Source organism: Rhizobium sp. SVR5-2C, from assembly GCF_056755115.1.
This window is the reverse complement of record NZ_JBNDHT010000008.1, coordinates 1-15771: the sequence shown is the minus strand read 5'-3', so window position 1 is coordinate 15771 and position 15771 is coordinate 1. Positions and strand designations below refer to the sequence as shown.

The following is a 15771-nucleotide window of genomic DNA, read 5'->3' as shown; positions in this document are numbered from 1 at the left end:
CGGAGTGCGTCAGTTTGTCGGAGCCGCAAGTGTCGGCGCGGGCGGCGCAGCCGGAGGTGTCCTACCTTGGGCATTGTCGAAGTAACGGAAGAATTCCATATTGGGCGACAGCACCAGCGTCGTATCCTGAGAAGACAGGGCAGACGAATAGGCCGCCATCGAGCGGTAGAACTCGAAGAACGACGGGTCCTTGCTGAAGGCTGCTGCGAAGATGCGGTTCCGCTCCGCGTCGCCCTGACCGCGGAGAATTTCAGCATCGCGCTGGGCTTCCGCGGTAATTTCGACGACCTGACGGTCGGCGATGGCACGGCGGCGCTGGCCTTCTTCGGTGCCTTGTGCCCGAAGCAGCTCGGCCTCCGCCAGACGTTCTGCACGCATGCGTCCATAAGTCTGCGGCGCCACCTGCTGGGTCAGGTCGGTCCTGCGGATACGCACGTCCTGGATGTTGATCCCGAGATTTTCGGCATCTGAATGCAGGTCATCCCGCACTTCAAGCATCATCGCCACGCGCTCTTCCGAAAGAGCCGCATCGAAATCACGCAGACCGTAGACCCGGCGCAGCGACGAGTCGAGCTGGGTCCGAAGACGCGCTTCGGCAGCCTCGCGGTCGCCCGAGACGGTCTCGCGGAATTTGCGCAGGTCCTTGATGTTGTAGATCACGAAGGCATCGACGTCGAAAGTCGACCCGCCGCGAACCTGGACGCGGATATTGTCGAGGTCGAAACGCATCGCCTGCTTTTCGACGAGCTGAACGCGATCGGCATCCATGAACGCGAAGGGCAGCTTGAAGTAGATGCCAGGCTCGGTCTTTACCGACTGGATCTGTCCGAAGCGGACGACGATTGCCTGCTCGCGTGCATTGACCACGAAGACCGAGGAATAAGCGATCAGCAGCACAACGGCGAGCAGAATGATAATCAAGGGAAGTCTGTTCGATGGCATGGTTCAACCTCCCTGCTGTGCCGGTTTGCCGAGTTCGTTGAGCGGCAGGTACGGAACAACCCCCTGCTTCTCGTCGATCACGACCTTCTTGGAATTCTTCAGCACCTGCTCCATGGTTTCGAGGAACAGCCGCTTGCGGGTCACGTCGGGAGCCTTTGTATACTCTTCGTTGATGGCCAAGAACCGCTGGGCCTCACCGTCCGCTTCCTTGACGACACGGTCCTTGTAGGCAGCCGCCGCTTCGCGGATCTGGGCGGCGTCACCGCGCGCCTGACCGAGCTTCTGGTTGGCATACTGGTTCGCTTCTTCGACCAGACGCTGCTTGTCCTGTTCGGCACGCTGCACTTCTTCGAAGGCGTCGGCGACATCGCGCGGCGGTGCCACGTCCTGAATGGTGACTGCCGTCACGGCAATGCCCGCCTTGTAGCGGTCCATCGTATTCTGGACGATGGCAGCGACCTCGGTCTCAATCGGCTGACGGTTGTTGCGGAATGCATCCTGCGCCGGACGACGGCCGATGATTTCGCGCATGGCGCTTTCAGCGACCTGCTGCAGCGTTTCGGCCGGATTTTCAACGTTGAAAAGATAGGCCTTGGGGTCGACGACGGTAAAGAAAACCGAGAACTGAACGTTCAGGATGTTCTGGTCGCCGGACAACATGAGGCCGGAAGAAGACGAAGCGGATGTCGCGCCGATATTCTGCTGCTGCACCGTCACCTTGACGAACTCGACCGTTTCCATCGGCCAGAGGTGGAAATGCAGGCCCGGGGTCGAAATTTCTTCCTTCGGCTGACCGAAGCGAAGCTCGACCCCACGCTCATCCGGCTGGACGATATAGATGCATTGGAAAAGCCAGAAGATCACCAGGATCGCGGCGATGATCACCGCCACGCCGCCATTGAACCCGCCGGGGACAATATTGCGCAGCTGATCTTGGCCACGCCGAATGATGTCTTCAAGATCGGGTGGGCCACCCCTGCCACCGCCGCGCGGACGGTTCGGCCCCTGCCCCCATGGTCCCTGATTACCGCCGCCGCCGCCCCATGGGCCGCCGCCGCCATTCTGATTACTCCAGGGCATCAAAACCTCTTATTCGTTGACTCTCGATCATTTTGCCCGCGGGGGCAGCGGGCTTGAGCGATTGTGACCGTTATAGGTGTCGGCGCCGCCGCTTTCAACGCGGCGTGAAGAACTTGGCGATGATTATTGATAAATATTTTGTTTTTAGGACCTGCGGCGCTCATAGACGACAAAGCGCGTCGGATAATTGTCCTTTTCCCCGGCGGGCACCTCGAGTGTTTCAACCACCGTCCAGACGGCGGGGTCTATCGAGGGGAAAGAGGTATCACCTGCCACATGCGTTTGCACATGCGTCACGCACATGCGATCCGTGAGTTCCATTGCCTGCGCATAGATTTCGCCGCCGCCGCCGATGATGATTTCGGTCTGGCCGGACTCGCGTGCCAGCCTTTCGGCAATGTCGATTGCCTCGGAAAGGGAGTGGGCCATCGTCACGTCCGGGTGCTCGATCGTCGCACTCCGGGAGATCACGACATGAGGACGCCCAGGCAATGGTTTGCCGCCGAGACTTTGATAGGTCTTGCGTCCGATAACCAGCGGCTTCCCAAACGTTATTGCCTTGAAACGCTTGAGATCAGTCGAAAGCCGCCATGGCATGTCGCCGTCGCGCCCTATGATGCCGTTTTCAGACACGGCAACTACGATGGTCTTTCTGATGCCGGACATGGATCCCCGATACAGCGAGCAGTGGCTTTTGACCACTTCGCGCCGGTTTACCGGCTGGCAGTTCAACAAGCAAGATGACTGCCGCGTTTCGAAATGGAATGGCGCCCCGTCGGAGAGGGAAATTCGTAAACCAAGCCGTTCACTTGAGTTTTACTCCAAAAAATTCGACGGTAAGTTGTGAATCATGCGAGAGCAATCAGATCCCAACCGCCGCCGGCCGAGGCGAATTGACCTCGTCATCATTGCCGTGGCAGCTGCCCTTTTCGCCTGGATCGTCACCGGCGACAAGGCGGCTCCGGTAACAACCGGACTAGGCACTGCGCTCGCCTGGTACTTTCTCGGTTATCCGATCATTCCTATAAAAACTAAGGGACATACAGTCGCGTGGTTCGGAAAGCGCCTGTTAACGGTTGTGACCCTATTCCGAAGGGAGTGACCGAAGGCTGATGTGAATGACGAATGCAATGCCTCAATTCGACGTGATCTGCGATCCAATGGATCGGTGGATCGTCTGGGATCACGCTGCGGAATCGCCCGCATCGTTCGGCGGACAGATCCTGGAGGGACTCGACGAGCGGGAGGCTCACCGGCTCGCACAAATTATGAATGAGATTCACGGACGGCGAACGGCAGACACCCACGTCCCGGCGCGTGCGGCCGGTTAGAAAGTCTCTCTAATAACCAGTCATTTCTAGGTAGCCCCGGCCGCCCGTCGTGCCTTCGAACGTAATCGGCCCCTCCCAGTAAGGTGTCCTGGTCGCCATCCACGCTGATGGATTAAGCGGCGTCGTCGTGACCGAAAAGCCGTGTTCGGGAATCTCCACCCGCCATTTGATGGGAATGTCTCGGTCGGTGACCTTTGCTGTTGCCAATGGTGTGACCTTCAGGGCGGTAGGCTTCAGCGGCGTGGGCCGGCCGTCCTTCGATATCCAGGTCCCCGACGTATAGCCCGGTCCTTGGTCGCGAAGCCGGAAGCCCATTATCTTTTCGCCCGTATCGAGATGAAGCGAAAACCAGTCCCACCCGGTCTGCTCGGCGGAAAGAGGCTGTGAAGACCATTCGTGATCCAGCCAGGCCAGACCCGTGACTTCGACACTCCCCTTGGGTAGCGCCAGCCTTCCGCTCACCTTGTAGAAGGGTTGCGAATAGTAAAAGCTCGCCTGCCCTGCCGCGGACTTGACGGAATAGCCGTTCTCGCCTTGCAAGACAGGCGGTTCGCTGGCCTGGAGTTTCAGGCTGTACCCGAAATCCTTCCCGGTCGCGCTGATCTCAAGGTTGGAGAGCTCGTCGTCGCCGGGGCGCGGGCCGCCGATGTTCTTCATGTGCCAATTGTCGATCCATGCCGCAAATGGAGTCGTCGTCACACCCGCCTGTCCGATGCCGCCGCGGGCAAGCCGCTCCGCCACATGCTGCGCCTCTGATGTGGTTATCGCCGCGTGCGCCAGCCATACCTGCGGACTTGCCCAGCCGGATTTCTCGCCCGGCGCCATCGCCGAACGGAAGAGCGTCCATTGCGCGCCGTAAGCCTTCCCGTCCGCCCCTTTGAGATTGGCCGTCACATACCACCACTCGATCCGAAAATCCGGGTGAGGTCCATGATCGGCCGGAAATCGAACCTCAGTGCCCGGCTTCGGTATGGCGAAGCCCTCGGCGCTCGTCCCCAGTCCCGCAAAGCCTTGCGGTGATGCTTCTCCGGCTGTCGAGAAGAGGAAGACCAGGCCCAAAGCGGCTGCGAGCATCGATTTAGCGTTCATTGGCGAATACCTTGAGCAGATCGGAAGGCGTAACCTTTGACAAACGGCTGAGCGGAATCAGGACCGACAGAAGTGCTGCGGCCAAGGCAATCACGCCGAGCCGCAGCCAGTCGGCCGGGAACACCTGCATCGGCAGCCGCCAACCGAAGGCTTCGACGTTGACGATCGCAAGCAATACCCAGGCGAGCCCCAGGCCGACGGGCAATGCCGCGAGCAGCGTCATCACGCAGAGCGCCATGGTCCGCGCCAGTTCGAGCAGAACCAGCTTACGCCTCGTCACCCCCAGCGCCCAAACCGGAGCGAGCTGTGGTAGACGAATGCCTGACAGGGTGAGCAGGCTTGCGAACATCGCAAGACCCGCAACTATGAGCGTCAGCATGTTCAATGCGGCCGTGACAGAGAATGTCCGCTCGAAAATCGCAACGGAAGCCCGCTTGAGGCTCGCCTGGTCCACTATATTCCCGGGCGGCAGACCGAACTCGCTGACCAGCCTGTCTCGAACCTGTTCGACACCGTCGGGTGCAATCCGCAATCCGTATCGAAGGCGCGGCACATCGGGGTGGTGCGACACCAACTGATCGATGCCGACGATCACCTGTCCCATCGGATTCCCGTAGTCCGAATACACGCCGGCAATTTCTGTCTTCCACCCAGCGCCGAGCGAAATTGTATCGCCGATCGCCAGCCGCTCGCGTCGCCAAAGCTGCTCGTTGATCAAGACCCCGCTCCCTTGAGCGACGCGATCCCAAACATCCGGCGTGCCGTCGAGAAGCGGCCAGTGATCGCGATAGGTCCTGTCGTTGGCGACGCCATATATCTGCACGCGCTGGCCGAGAACCTCGCCGTCCACATTCCAGATCGGAAGAATGGCATCGACGTGCTGCGGAAGCCACATTCGCAGCCTTGCCGCCTCGTCTTCGCTCCGCGCCGTCACGTAAAGCTCGGCAGCGAGCCGCTGGTCGAGCCATCCGACAAAGGTCGCCCGGAAGCTCGATACCATGGTTCCGACACCGATATTCGCCGACAGCGCAAGCAGCAGCGCCATGAGCGCGAGCGCCAGGCCCGGGAGCTGCTGGCGCGTATCCGCCCAGAACCAGACTGTCAGCGCCTGTTTCGAGGCGCGCTGCAAGGCAAGCAGGATAAGGCCGAGCAAGACGGGCAGGAGCAGCGCTGCGCCAAGCAGGAGGCCACCCAGAACACCGAACCCCGCCGGCAGACCGCGGCCCCAATGGGCGAGCGCCGTCGACAGGACCAACAGCGCCAGCGCGAGGGCCGCCTGCCAGCGCAACCCTGCCTCCGAAGCCCTCGCCCAAGCCCTCGGCTGCGCCGGTGCGAGAAGTGGCATGCGCCACACGCGCCAGAGGCTTTGCGCCGATGACAGCAACGCACCTGCTATGGCGATCCCCAAGCCGGCCGCAGACCACTCGGGACGCAAGGACAATGTTCCGGGAACGGCTGCGCCGTAGAGACCCTGCAGCGTCGCGGCGACGCCCGGAAGAAGAACGGCGGCGACGACATAGCCGAGCGCGACGCCGGCCAGACCCGCGACCGTCGAAAGTACAAGAAGTTCTCCCAACAACAAGAGGGTCAAGGCGGTGGCTGAAACGCCGAGGGATCTCAACGTCCGGAACGTGGATCGTCGCTGCTCGAAGGCGAGGCCGATCGCGGAATAGACGATGAACAGGCCGACCGCGAACGCAAGGAATCCGAACGCCGTCAGGTTGAGGTGGAAGCTGTCGGTCAGCCGTCCAATGTCGCCTTGCGCATCCGGCTGCTTCAGGACCAGTTCGGGTGCTATTTGGTCGATCGGAGGCAGGCCTTCAGACTGATCACGCGCCACGATGAGCTTGCTCAGCTGGTCCGGCTTGCCGAGAAGTGTTTGGGCTATCCCGATGTCGGTTATCGCTGTATTCGGCAGCATCTGCCCGGCGACCCGCAGTGGAGGCAGCGGCAGGCTCCGGAGCCGATCTGCCGTTTCGGTCGAGACGATCAGCTGGCCAGGCGGCGTCGCAAAATCGCGCAGGTTCCCCGTTCCGCCCAAATCCACCTGCTGGGCTTCATCCGGAATGCTGAGCGGATCGATGCCGATGACGTGAAGCCGAACGCCGCCGATGCGAGTATCGCCTTCCAGCACGGGCGAGACCAGCCATCCCGCGCGCCGCAGCGCGATAAAGGCCTGCTGGGAAAACGGCGCGCCGTCAGCCGAGACGAGCTGTTCAAGCCGATCCTGACCGAGCATGGAGGCGGCACGCGCATAGCTGGCGCGAGCCTCTGCGTTGATGGCCTGCACCCCCGACCAAAGCGCAGTGGCGAGTGAAAGCCCCAGCATCAGCATTGCCAGCTGGAACGGCCGGCGACGCCAATGCGAAAGAAGGGCGCCGAGCGCCGTCAGAAACATCAGTCGACCCGCCCCGCGCTGAGATTGACATGGACATCCAGCTTCGCGGCGAGCCTCAGCGAGTGCGTCACCATCAGCAATGCCGCATCGGTATCCGCGACCAGCGACAGCATGGCTGATACCACCGCGTCGCCCGTCGCCTCGTCAAGATTTCCGGTCGGCTCGTCGGCGAGCACAAGCCTGGGACGGGCCGCAAGCGTGCGTCCGATCGCCACCCTTTGCTGCTGTCCGCCGGAAAGCTGCTCGGGATATCGCTTGAGCAGCCCCTTTAGTCCTAGACGATCGGTGAGCTCATCCACCCATTCCGGCTCATGGCGACCAGCGAGCCGGCTGTGGAAGGCCAGATTGGCAGCGACATCCAAGGAGGGAATGAGGTTGAATTGCTGAAAGACGAGGCCAACAGTCTTGCGGCGGTAGGCGGCGCGACCGCTTTCATCAAGGGTGGTGATATCAGTCCCGTCAACGACGATCTTGCCAGCATCGGGTTGGTCCAAGGCCGCAACGAGGTGCAACAGCGTACTCTTTCCGCTTCCGGACTCCCCGGTAAGGGCCATCGTCCGGCCGGCATCGAGATCGAGATCTACGCCGCGCAGCACGTTCAGCACCCCCTCCGCCGTCGAATAGGATCTGCTGACATTTCGGAGGGCAACGATCATTGGATTCCCGAGCGAGGGCCGTGACAAGGCATATGTAAGCGGCGCCCAAACGGATTAAAAGTGCCATTCGCCCGGCTCGAAGCCAGAACGCGCAGGTCAGTGGCCTCAGCGCGCGCTGCTCATTTTCCGTACAAAGCTCTGGATCGTTCAAGATGCTTGAGCATCGCCATCTCCGAGCCGTCGGCGTCATTGGCCGCCAATCGGTCGACGATCTCCTCATGCTCGACCAGCGTGAATTTTTCCTTGCCGGTCCAGATCAACATCTCGGTGTGATATTCCTTCAGCCACGCGAGCATCGCTTCGCTGACGGCGACGTAGATCGGATTGCCTGAAATCTGCGCGATGCGGGTGTGGAATTCCATGTCCGCGCTGATGAACTCTTCGGCCTGCCCAAGGGACTCCCGTTGGCGCTCGATGATCTCCCTGAGATCGCCGATATCCTTCTCGGAGGCCCGCTGCGCAGCCTCGCGCGCCATGCCGCGCTCGAAGAATATGCGCGCACTCTTGAGATGCTCCAGCGAGTCGGCCGACTGCGACAACATGATCTTCGCGGTCAGATCGACCTGGCGAAATATCGACTTTGCCGTCAACCTGAGGACCTTCGCCCGCTCGCCATGTGAAATACTCACCAGGCCTTTGTTGGCAAGCGATTGCATGGCTTCGCGAATGGCAGGCCGGCCCACGCCGAAGCGCTCCATGAGGACACGCTCGGATGGCATCTCATCGCCAGGCCGAAGTTCACCGGAGGTGATCATCCGCTCTAGCCGATCAAACACTTCGTCGGACAATTTTCGACGCACAATCTGTTCGACGGGTTGGGTCATAACGTCTCGCTGGCTCAAAATGTCTCCTCCCCTACCACCTTCCGGGCTGACGACAAAGCGCGCTAGCAAAATTCACGCTGCCGAAAATTTTCCTTCCCATCGGTTGGGATACTCATTATACCAGATCACGAGTTGACGCCATGACAATCTTTCGTGGCCAGAGGAGCAACCGGCATTTCCATGATGATTACCGTGACCTACCGCATCGAAACGCCCGGCAGCGTCGAAGCGATGGCGGGCAAAATCGCCAGCGACCAGTCGACGGGCACCTTCGTGCCGGTTCCCGGTGAGACGGAGGAGCTGAAGTCACGTGTAGCGGCTCGTGTTGTTGGAATTCGACACCTTGATGACGCGAGTTACCCGACCTGGCCAGAGGTTACGCCGGGCACGCGGTTGCGGCGCGCCGACGTTGACATCGCCTTTCCGCTGGACGCGATCGGCGCGGACCTCTCGGCGCTGATGACCATCGCGATCGGTGGCGTTTATTCCATCAAGGGCATGACCGGCATCCGCATCGTCGACATGAAACTGCCGAACGCCTTCAAGGGCGCGCATCCCGGACCGCAGTTCGGGATTCCCGGTAGCCGCCGCCTGACAGGCGTTGAGGGCCGCCCCATTATCGGAACGATCGTCAAGCCGGCGCTCGGGCTGCGGCCACACGAGACGGCGGAACTCGTCGGCGAACTGATCGAGTCGGGCGTCGACTTCATCAAAGACGACGAGAAGCTGATGAGCCCGGTCTATTCGCCGCTCAAGGAGCGCGTTGCAGCGATCATGCCGCGCATTCTCGATCACGAGCAGAAGACCGGCAAGAAGGTCATGTATGCCTTCGGGATCTCGCATGCCGACCCCGACGAGATGATGCGCAACCACGACGTTGTTGCGAAAGCGGGCGGCAACTGCGCCGTCGTCAACATCAACTCTATCGGCTTCGGCGGCATGAGCTTTCTCCGCAAGCGCTCCAATCTGGTGCTACATGCGCACCGAAACGGTTGGGACGTGCTGACGCGCCATCCAGGCGCTGGGATGGACTTCACGGTCTACCAGCAATTCTGGCGGCTGCTCGGCGTCGATCAGTTTCAGATCAACGGCATCAGGGTCAAGTATTGGGAACCGGACGAAAGCTTCGTCTCCTCCTTCAAGGCTGTCAGCACGCCGCTGTTCGATACCTCGGACTGCCCGCTTCCTGTCGCCGGCTCCGGACAGTGGGGAGGACAAGCCCCGGAGACCTACCGGCGGACGGGTCGCACCACTGATCTTCTCTACCTCTGCGGCGGCGGCATCGTCAGCCACCCTGGCGGACCGGCGGCCGGCGTTCGCGCCGTGCAGCAGGCATGGCAGGCCGCCGTCGCCGACATCCCGTTGGAGACCTACGCCAAGGATCATCCGGAACTTGCCGCCTCGATTGCCAAGTTCGCCGACGGCAAAGGCGCGTAACGGCGATGGACGAGCTTCTCATCAGCTACTACGGCGACGACTTCACGGGCTCCACTGATGTCATGGAGGCCCTGGCGTCGAATGGCGTTCCGACTGTGCTCTTTCTCGACATCCCCTCGCCTGAGCTCCTCGCGCGTTTCAAGGACTGTCGCGCGATCGGCATCGCCAGTACAAGCCGCAGCGAGACGCCTGACTGGATGCAACGGCACCTGACACCCGCGTTCGAGTGGCTGAAATCGCTGGGTGCGAATACCTGCCACTACAAGGTCTGTTCAACCTTCGACTCCAGTCCTGCCATCGGCAGCATCGGCAAGGCGATCGAGATCGGCGGCGCGACGTTCGGTCAATCCATCGTGCCGGTGATCGTCGGTGCGCCGCAACTGAAGCGCTACACCGCATTCGGCAACCTGTTTGCCGCCTACCAGGGCCGCACGTATCGCATCGACCGCCATCCGGTGATGAGTCGCCATCCGGTGACTCCGATGGATGAAGCCGACCTGACCCTCCATCTCGCAAAGCAGACCGACATTCCGGTTGCCCTCGCCGATCTCGTGACGATCACCGCACCTGATGCCGACAGTCATGTCGATGAACTGGTTGCCGGCGAGGCCGGCATTCTGCTGATCGACGTCGATTCTCCGGCGACCCAGCAAGCTGCAGGCCGCCAGTTGATGCGTATCACAAGCCGGGCCGGCGCCTTCGTCATTGGCTCGTCGGGCGTCGAGTATGCTCTTCTCAATGCGTGGCGACAGCAGGGGCTGCTGAAGGGAAGCGCCGAGTTCCCCGATGTCGGCGCTGTGGACCGGCTCGCCGTCGTCTCCGGCAGTGTGTCGCCAACAACCGAACGGCAGATCCGCGCCGCTATCGATGACGGTTTCGAGGCGATCCCGATCGATCCTGTCGCGCTGGTGTCGGATGATGGCGAGCGTGCGATCGAGGCCGCTGTGGCCACCGGCGTAGAGAAGCTGAAGAACGGCAGCAGCGTCATCCTGTACACCGCCCTCGGACCCTCGGCGGACGTTGGCGCCGACATCGACAAAGTCCCGGGTGCACGCCACAAGCTGGGGCGCGCGCTCGGGATAATCCTGCGTAGCCTGGTTACGAGTGAGGGACTGAAGCGCGCCGTCATTGCGGGCGGCGACACCTCGAGCCATGCGCTCAAAGAACTGCGGGTCGATGCCCTGACCACTCTTCTGCCTCTGCCTCAGACGCCCGGCTCTCCCCTCTGTGTTGCGCATGGCACCTACGCGCCCACCAATGGCCTGCAGATCGCGTTGAAGGGCGGCCAGATCGGCACCGATGGTTATTTCTCGCAGATCCGCGACGGAAGGCGGGGCTGACCACCGTCGGAAGTAAGAATTTTAGTGTTATGGTGATTGACTCATCATACCAGTTTATGATCCTATCCAAACATCGAAAAGGTGAGGAAACATGACTACAATTGCCCTCTTCGGCGCCGGCGGAAAAATGGGATACCGCCTTGCCAAGAATCTCAAAGGCTCGCGTTTTGACGTCCGCCATGTCGAAGTCAGCGACGCTGGAAAAGCGCGCCTGAAGAACGATCTTGCTATCGATTGTGTGCCGTCGGACGCGGCGCTGAATGCCGCTGAGGTCGTGATCCTGGCGGTTCCGGACACGGCAATCGGCAAGGTTGCTGCCGGCATCGTTGACAAGCTGAAGCCCGGCACCATGGTCATCGCGCTCGACGCTGCGGCTCCCTTCGCCGGGCACCTGCCGAAGCGCGATGATCTTACCTACTTCGTCACCCATCCCTGCCATCCGCCGATCTTCAACGACGAGACGGAGATGCAGGCGAAGAAGGATCACTTCGGCGGCCTGTTTGCCAAGCAGCACATCGTTTCGGCTCTCATTCAGGGTCCGGACGGTGCCTACGCACTCGGCGAGGAAATCGCCAAGGTGATCTGGGCTCCGGTCATGCGCTCACACCGCGTCACCGTCGAGCAGATGGCGATGCTGGAGCCTGGACTGTCGGAAACCGTCTGCGCATCGCTGCTCGTCGTCATGCGCCAGGCCATGGACGAATGCGTTGCCCGCGGCGTGCCCGCAGAGGCGGCCCGCGATTTTCTACTCGGCCATATGAATGTGCTCGGCGCGGTCATCTTCAAGGAAGTGGATGGCGTGTTCTCGGACGCCTGCAACAAGGCGATCGAGTTCGGCATCCCTGCGCTGATGCGCGACGACTGGAAGAAGGTATTCGAACCCCAGGAGATCGCCGAAAGCATCCGGCGCATCACCTGAAAAGGCTTGGGGAGGCCAAAAGCCTCCCCCTCTACCGCCCCAAGGGAGACGGGGCTTCATTCACACTCGGGAGGACAATATGAAACTAACGCGTAGACTGACACTTGCGGCCTTTGCCGGCGCATTGGCACTGGGGACGGCCATTCCGGCCTATTCGGCGGACCTGATCGCCATCATCACGCCAGCCCATGACAACCCCTTCTTCAAGGCCGAGGCGGTCGGTGCGGAAGCCAAGGCGAAAGAGCTTGGTTACGAAGCCCTCGTCATGACGCATGACGACGACGCCAACAAGCAGTCGGAGATGATCGACACGGCCATCGGCCGCGGCGCAAAGGCCATCATCCTCGACAACGCCGGCGCGGATGCGTCGGTTGCAGCCGTCAAGAAGGCAAAGGATGCAGGCATCCCCTCATTCCTGATCGACCGCGAAATCAACGCGAGCGGCGTTGCCATGGCCCAGATCGTCTCCAACAATTACCAGGGTGCCCAGCTGGGCGCGCAGGAGTTCGTCAGGCTGATGGGCGAAAAGGGCAACTATGTCGAGCTGGTCGGCAAGGAATCCGATACCAATGCCGGCATTCGCTCGCAGGGCTATCACGACGTCATCGACGACTATCCGGACCTGCAGCTGGTCGCCAAGCAATCGGCCAACTGGAGCCAGACGGAAGCCTACTCGAAGATGGAAACCATCCTCCAGGCCAATCCCGACATCAAGGGGGTGATCTCCGGCAACGACACGATGGCGATGGGCGCGATCGCAGCGCTGCAGGCCGCCGGCCGCAAGGACGTGATCGTTGTCGGCTTTGACGGCTCCAATGACGTCCGGGACTCCATCAAGGCTGGCGGCATCAAGGCGACTGTCCTGCAGCCGGCCTACGCGCAGGCACAGCTGGCCGTCGAACAGGCCGACGCCTACATCAAGAACAAGACGACGCCCAAGGAAGAGAAGCAGTTGATGGACTGCGTCCTCGTCAATTCTGACAACGCCGGCAAGCTCGAGACCTTCGCGCTCACGAACTAACCGCACCTGGATCAATGCAGAGGGCGGCAGACCGCGCCCTCTGTTGTTCATTTGATGACGTCGAGGCCTGTCGCATGTGGAGAATGAAGGGCGTTTTGCTCGCTGCTATCGTGGCCGCGGCCTTGCCCGGTTGCAAGATCATCAAGACTCCGACCGCGGAGGAAAAGGCGGCGGCTGCGGCGAAGAACGCATTTGACCCGAATGCAAGGGTCGAGGCGATCTGGCAGCCACAGGTCGTGCCCTATTTCGAGAAGCGCGCAGGCGAACTCAAAGACGTCGCGCAACTGGCGGCCACCAGCCCTGACCAGGCGGGGGAGAAATACGGCAATCCGCGCAAGCAGAGCAGTTCGCCCTGGACTTATGCGGTGAAAGTCACCGGCAAGGTCGTCGCGGCGGATACGGCCTCGCGCGCGGCAACGCTCGAAGTCGACGCAGATGGCGACGGCAAGGCTGACGCGAAGGTGCAGATCGGCCCGGCCCTGCGCGGTACGGCGCTGCGCGACACGCTGGACTTCGTCAATTTCAACGAATTCAAGAACCAGATCGAGTGGGCGCAGTTCGGCAAGGCGTTCAACGAGAAAGCCAATACGGCTTTCCTGTCCGCCGTCCCGCGCGACGGTCTCGTCGGCAAGACAGTGAGCGTGACCGGCGCCTTTCCGCTGCCGAACAGCGGACAGCTTCCGCTTGTCACGCCTTCCGAACTAACGGTGGGATCATGACCGCGAGCGAGACACCGAAGGACGACATCATCCTGCACCTCGCAGACGTGTCGAAGGTCTATTCCGGCATCGTCGCGGTCAAGCGCGCCAATCTCGCATTGCGCCGCGGGGCGGTAAACGTTCTGGTCGGCGAAAATGGCGCAGGCAAATCGACGCTTATGAAGATCATCGCCGGCGTCGAGCGCCCGACGATGGGACGCATCATTCTGGATGGAGAGCCCGTATCCTTCCACAGCCCGGCCGATGCGCAGGCGCATGGCATCGGCATGATCTTCCAGGAACTCAATCTCTTCGCCAACATGTCGGTCGCGGAGAACATCTTTGCCACCCGCGAGATCACCCGCGGCCCGCTCGGCATCGATCACAAGGCGCAGGTCGAAAAGGCCAATGCGTTTCTGAAACGATTGGATGCCGGAATCGACGCGGAAACGATGGTCGAAGATCTGCCGATCGGCCAGCAGCAGCTCGTCGAAATCGCCAAGGCGATGTCGCTGAATGCGCGCATCCTGATCATGGATGAGCCGACGTCCGCTCTTTCAGCAGCCGAAGTCGAAATCCTCTTCAAAGTCATTGCGGACCTCAAGGCCCAGGGTGTGGCGATCGTCTACATCTCGCACCGGCTGGAAGAGCTGATGCGCATCGGCGACTATATCACCGTTCTGCGTGACGGCCAGATCACCGGCCAAGCCATGGTGCGCGACATCGATACCCGTTGGATCGTGCGCTCGATGATCGGCTCCGACGCCAAGGATTTCGCCAAGTCGGTCGATCACGCCGTCGGCAAGGAGATGTTCCGCGCCGAGGATATCAGCCTGCCGCGGCCAACCGGCGGGCTTGCGGTCGACCACGTCTCATTGTCGGTGAAAGCCGGCGAAATCCTCGGCATCTATGGTCTGATGGGTGCCGGCCGCAGCGAATTCTTCGAATGCGTGATCGGACGGCACATGCACTCGACGGGCAAGATCTTCATCGATGGCAAGGAAGTCCGCGCCCGCGACACCACGAGGCGCATCCGCCGCGGTCTTGCGCTCATTCCGGAAGACCGGCAGCGGGAGGGACTGGTCCAGGTTCTGTCGATCGCCTCCAACCTGACGCTGGCGAGCCTTGGCCGCTTCACCCGCCTCTTTCATATCAACAGCAGCGCCGAGAAGAGCGCCATTCGCGATGCGATCAGCGACCTCTCGATCAAGGCGCCGAACCCGGATTTCGAAGTCACCTCGATGTCCGGCGGCAATCAGCAGAAGGTGGTGATCGGCAAGGCGTTGATGACCAACCCGAAGGTGCTTCTGATGGACGAGCCGAGCCGCGGCATCGATGTCGGCGCCAAGGCGGATGTCTTCCGCACAATGCGCCGGCTGGCGGCAAACGGGCTTGCCATCCTGTTTTCGACTTCAGACCTCGAAGAGGTCATGGCGCTTTCCGATCGCATCGCGGTGTTGAGCAACGGCCAGCTGGTGGCTGTTTTCGACCGGAGCGAGGCCACGGAAGACGCCATCATTGCGGATTCGGCCAAGGGACACGGACATCAAGGGAAACTCGCATCATGACGGCGGCCACACCAACCACTTCCTCGCCGGCGAGCGCGAACGGCTCTATCCTCCTGACGCTGATGAAGCTCAGGACCTTCATCGCACTCTTCGCGGTCATCATTTTCTTCGCAATCTTCGCACCGAATTTCACCTCGACGGCGAACATGATCCTGATGTCGAAGCATGTGGCGCTGAACGCCTTCCTGGCGATGGGCATGACGTTCGTCATCATCACCGGCGGCATCGACTTGTCAGTGGGATCGATCGTCGGTCTCTGCGGCATGGTGGCCGGCGGCCTCATCCTCTACGGCATCGAACTGCCGATCGGCTATACGATCTACTTCAACCTCTTCGAAATCGTGCTCATCACACTTTCGATCGGGTTGCTGATTGGCCTCATCAACGGCCTGCTGATTACCAAGCTCAATGTCGCGCCCTTCATCGCGACGCTCGGTACGCTCTATATCGCCCGCGGTCTCGCGCTGC

General features: G+C 61.2%; 15 protein-coding genes. 8 read left to right on the top strand and 7 right to left on the bottom strand.

All coding sequences use genetic code 11. The features are described from left to right. Nucleotides 1–9 precede the first annotated feature (9 nt). From hflC to ACPYOI_RS03855, 3 genes are all read right to left on the bottom strand, one after another. Nucleotides 10–942 (bottom strand): protease modulator HflC, encoded by a 933-nt coding sequence (gene hflC / locus ACPYOI_RS03865; RefSeq protein WP_481414713.1) that lies wholly within the window; start codon nt 940–942, stop codon nt 10–12. Nucleotides 943–945: 3 nt separating this feature from the next. Next, complete coding sequence (gene hflK, locus ACPYOI_RS03860; RefSeq protein ID WP_168830757.1) at nt 946–2022, bottom strand: FtsH protease activity modulator HflK; 1077 nt, start codon at nt 2020–2022, stop codon at nt 946–948. A gap of 144 nt (nt 2023–2166) precedes the next feature. Beyond that, a complete protein-coding gene (locus ACPYOI_RS03855) occupies nt 2167–2688 on the bottom strand; it encodes a dihydrofolate reductase (RefSeq protein WP_481414714.1) in 522 nt (173 codons plus the stop codon). 452 nt (nt 2689–3140) lie between these two features. On the opposite strand from ACPYOI_RS03855, the gene ACPYOI_RS03850 reads away from it, so the two are divergent. Further along, entirely contained in the window at nt 3141–3353 is a 213-nt protein-coding gene (locus ACPYOI_RS03850; protein ID WP_481414715.1) for a hypothetical protein, read from the top strand. Nucleotides 3354–3362: 9 nt separating this feature from the next. On the opposite strand, the gene ACPYOI_RS03845 is transcribed toward ACPYOI_RS03850, so the two are convergent. The 4 genes from ACPYOI_RS03845 to ACPYOI_RS03830 form a co-directional block, all read right to left on the bottom strand. Further along, nucleotides 3363–4442 carry a lipocalin-like domain-containing protein gene (locus ACPYOI_RS03845; protein WP_481422558.1) on the bottom strand — a complete coding sequence of 360 codons (1080 nt, stop codon included), beginning with the start codon at nt 4440–4442 and terminating at the stop codon, nt 3363–3365. Beyond that, complete coding sequence (locus ACPYOI_RS03840) at nt 4432–6840, bottom strand: FtsX-like permease family protein (RefSeq protein WP_481414717.1); 2409 nt, start codon at nt 6838–6840, stop codon at nt 4432–4434. The genes ACPYOI_RS03845 and ACPYOI_RS03840 overlap by 11 nt, the downstream gene beginning before the upstream one ends. Continuing rightward, a complete protein-coding gene (locus tag ACPYOI_RS03835) occupies nt 6840–7496 on the bottom strand; it encodes an ABC transporter ATP-binding protein (RefSeq protein ID WP_481422557.1) in 657 nt (218 codons plus the stop codon). Before ACPYOI_RS03835 ends, ACPYOI_RS03840 begins: the two co-directional genes overlap by 1 nt. Nucleotides 7497–7615: 119 nt before the next feature. Beyond that, nucleotides 7616–8320 carry a transcriptional regulator NanR gene (locus ACPYOI_RS03830; RefSeq protein WP_168830751.1) on the bottom strand — a complete coding sequence of 235 codons (705 nt, stop codon included), beginning with the start codon at nt 8318–8320 and terminating at the stop codon, nt 7616–7618. A 180-nt stretch (nt 8321–8500) separates the two neighbouring features. On the opposite strand from ACPYOI_RS03830, the gene oiaX reads away from it, so the two are divergent. The 7 genes from oiaX to ACPYOI_RS03795 all read left to right on the top strand — a co-directional run. After that, the gene (gene oiaX, locus ACPYOI_RS03825) at nt 8501–9757 is read left to right on the top strand and encodes a 3-oxo-isoapionate-4-phosphate decarboxylase OiaX (protein WP_481414838.1); all 1257 of its coding nucleotides are present in this window, start codon (nt 8501–8503) and stop codon (nt 9755–9757) included. A gap of 5 nt (nt 9758–9762) precedes the next feature. Next, nucleotides 9763–11097: a four-carbon acid sugar kinase family protein gene (locus ACPYOI_RS03820; RefSeq protein WP_481414719.1), complete on the top strand. Its 1335-nt coding sequence runs from the start codon at nt 9763–9765 to the stop codon at nt 11095–11097. Between the two features lie 91 nt (nt 11098–11188). Beyond that, nucleotides 11189–12016 carry a phosphogluconate dehydrogenase C-terminal domain-containing protein gene (locus tag ACPYOI_RS03815; protein WP_481414720.1) on the top strand — a complete coding sequence of 276 codons (828 nt, stop codon included), beginning with the start codon at nt 11189–11191 and terminating at the stop codon, nt 12014–12016. Between the two features lie 79 nt (nt 12017–12095). Next, the gene (locus ACPYOI_RS03810; protein ID WP_481414721.1) at nt 12096–13037 is read left to right on the top strand and encodes a substrate-binding domain-containing protein; all 942 of its coding nucleotides are present in this window, start codon (nt 12096–12098) and stop codon (nt 13035–13037) included. 74 nt (nt 13038–13111) lie between these two features. Continuing rightward, complete coding sequence (locus tag ACPYOI_RS03805; protein WP_481414722.1) at nt 13112–13756, top strand: DUF2291 family protein; 645 nt, start codon at nt 13112–13114, stop codon at nt 13754–13756. Then, the gene (locus tag ACPYOI_RS03800) at nt 13753–15303 is read left to right on the top strand and encodes a sugar ABC transporter ATP-binding protein (RefSeq protein ID WP_481414723.1); all 1551 of its coding nucleotides are present in this window, start codon (nt 13753–13755) and stop codon (nt 15301–15303) included. Before ACPYOI_RS03805 ends, ACPYOI_RS03800 begins: the two co-directional genes overlap by 4 nt. After that, the coding region (locus ACPYOI_RS03795; RefSeq protein ID WP_481422556.1) for an ABC transporter permease at nt 15300–15771 on the top strand (472 nt) is incomplete at its 3' end. The genes ACPYOI_RS03800 and ACPYOI_RS03795, both read left to right, overlap by 4 nt.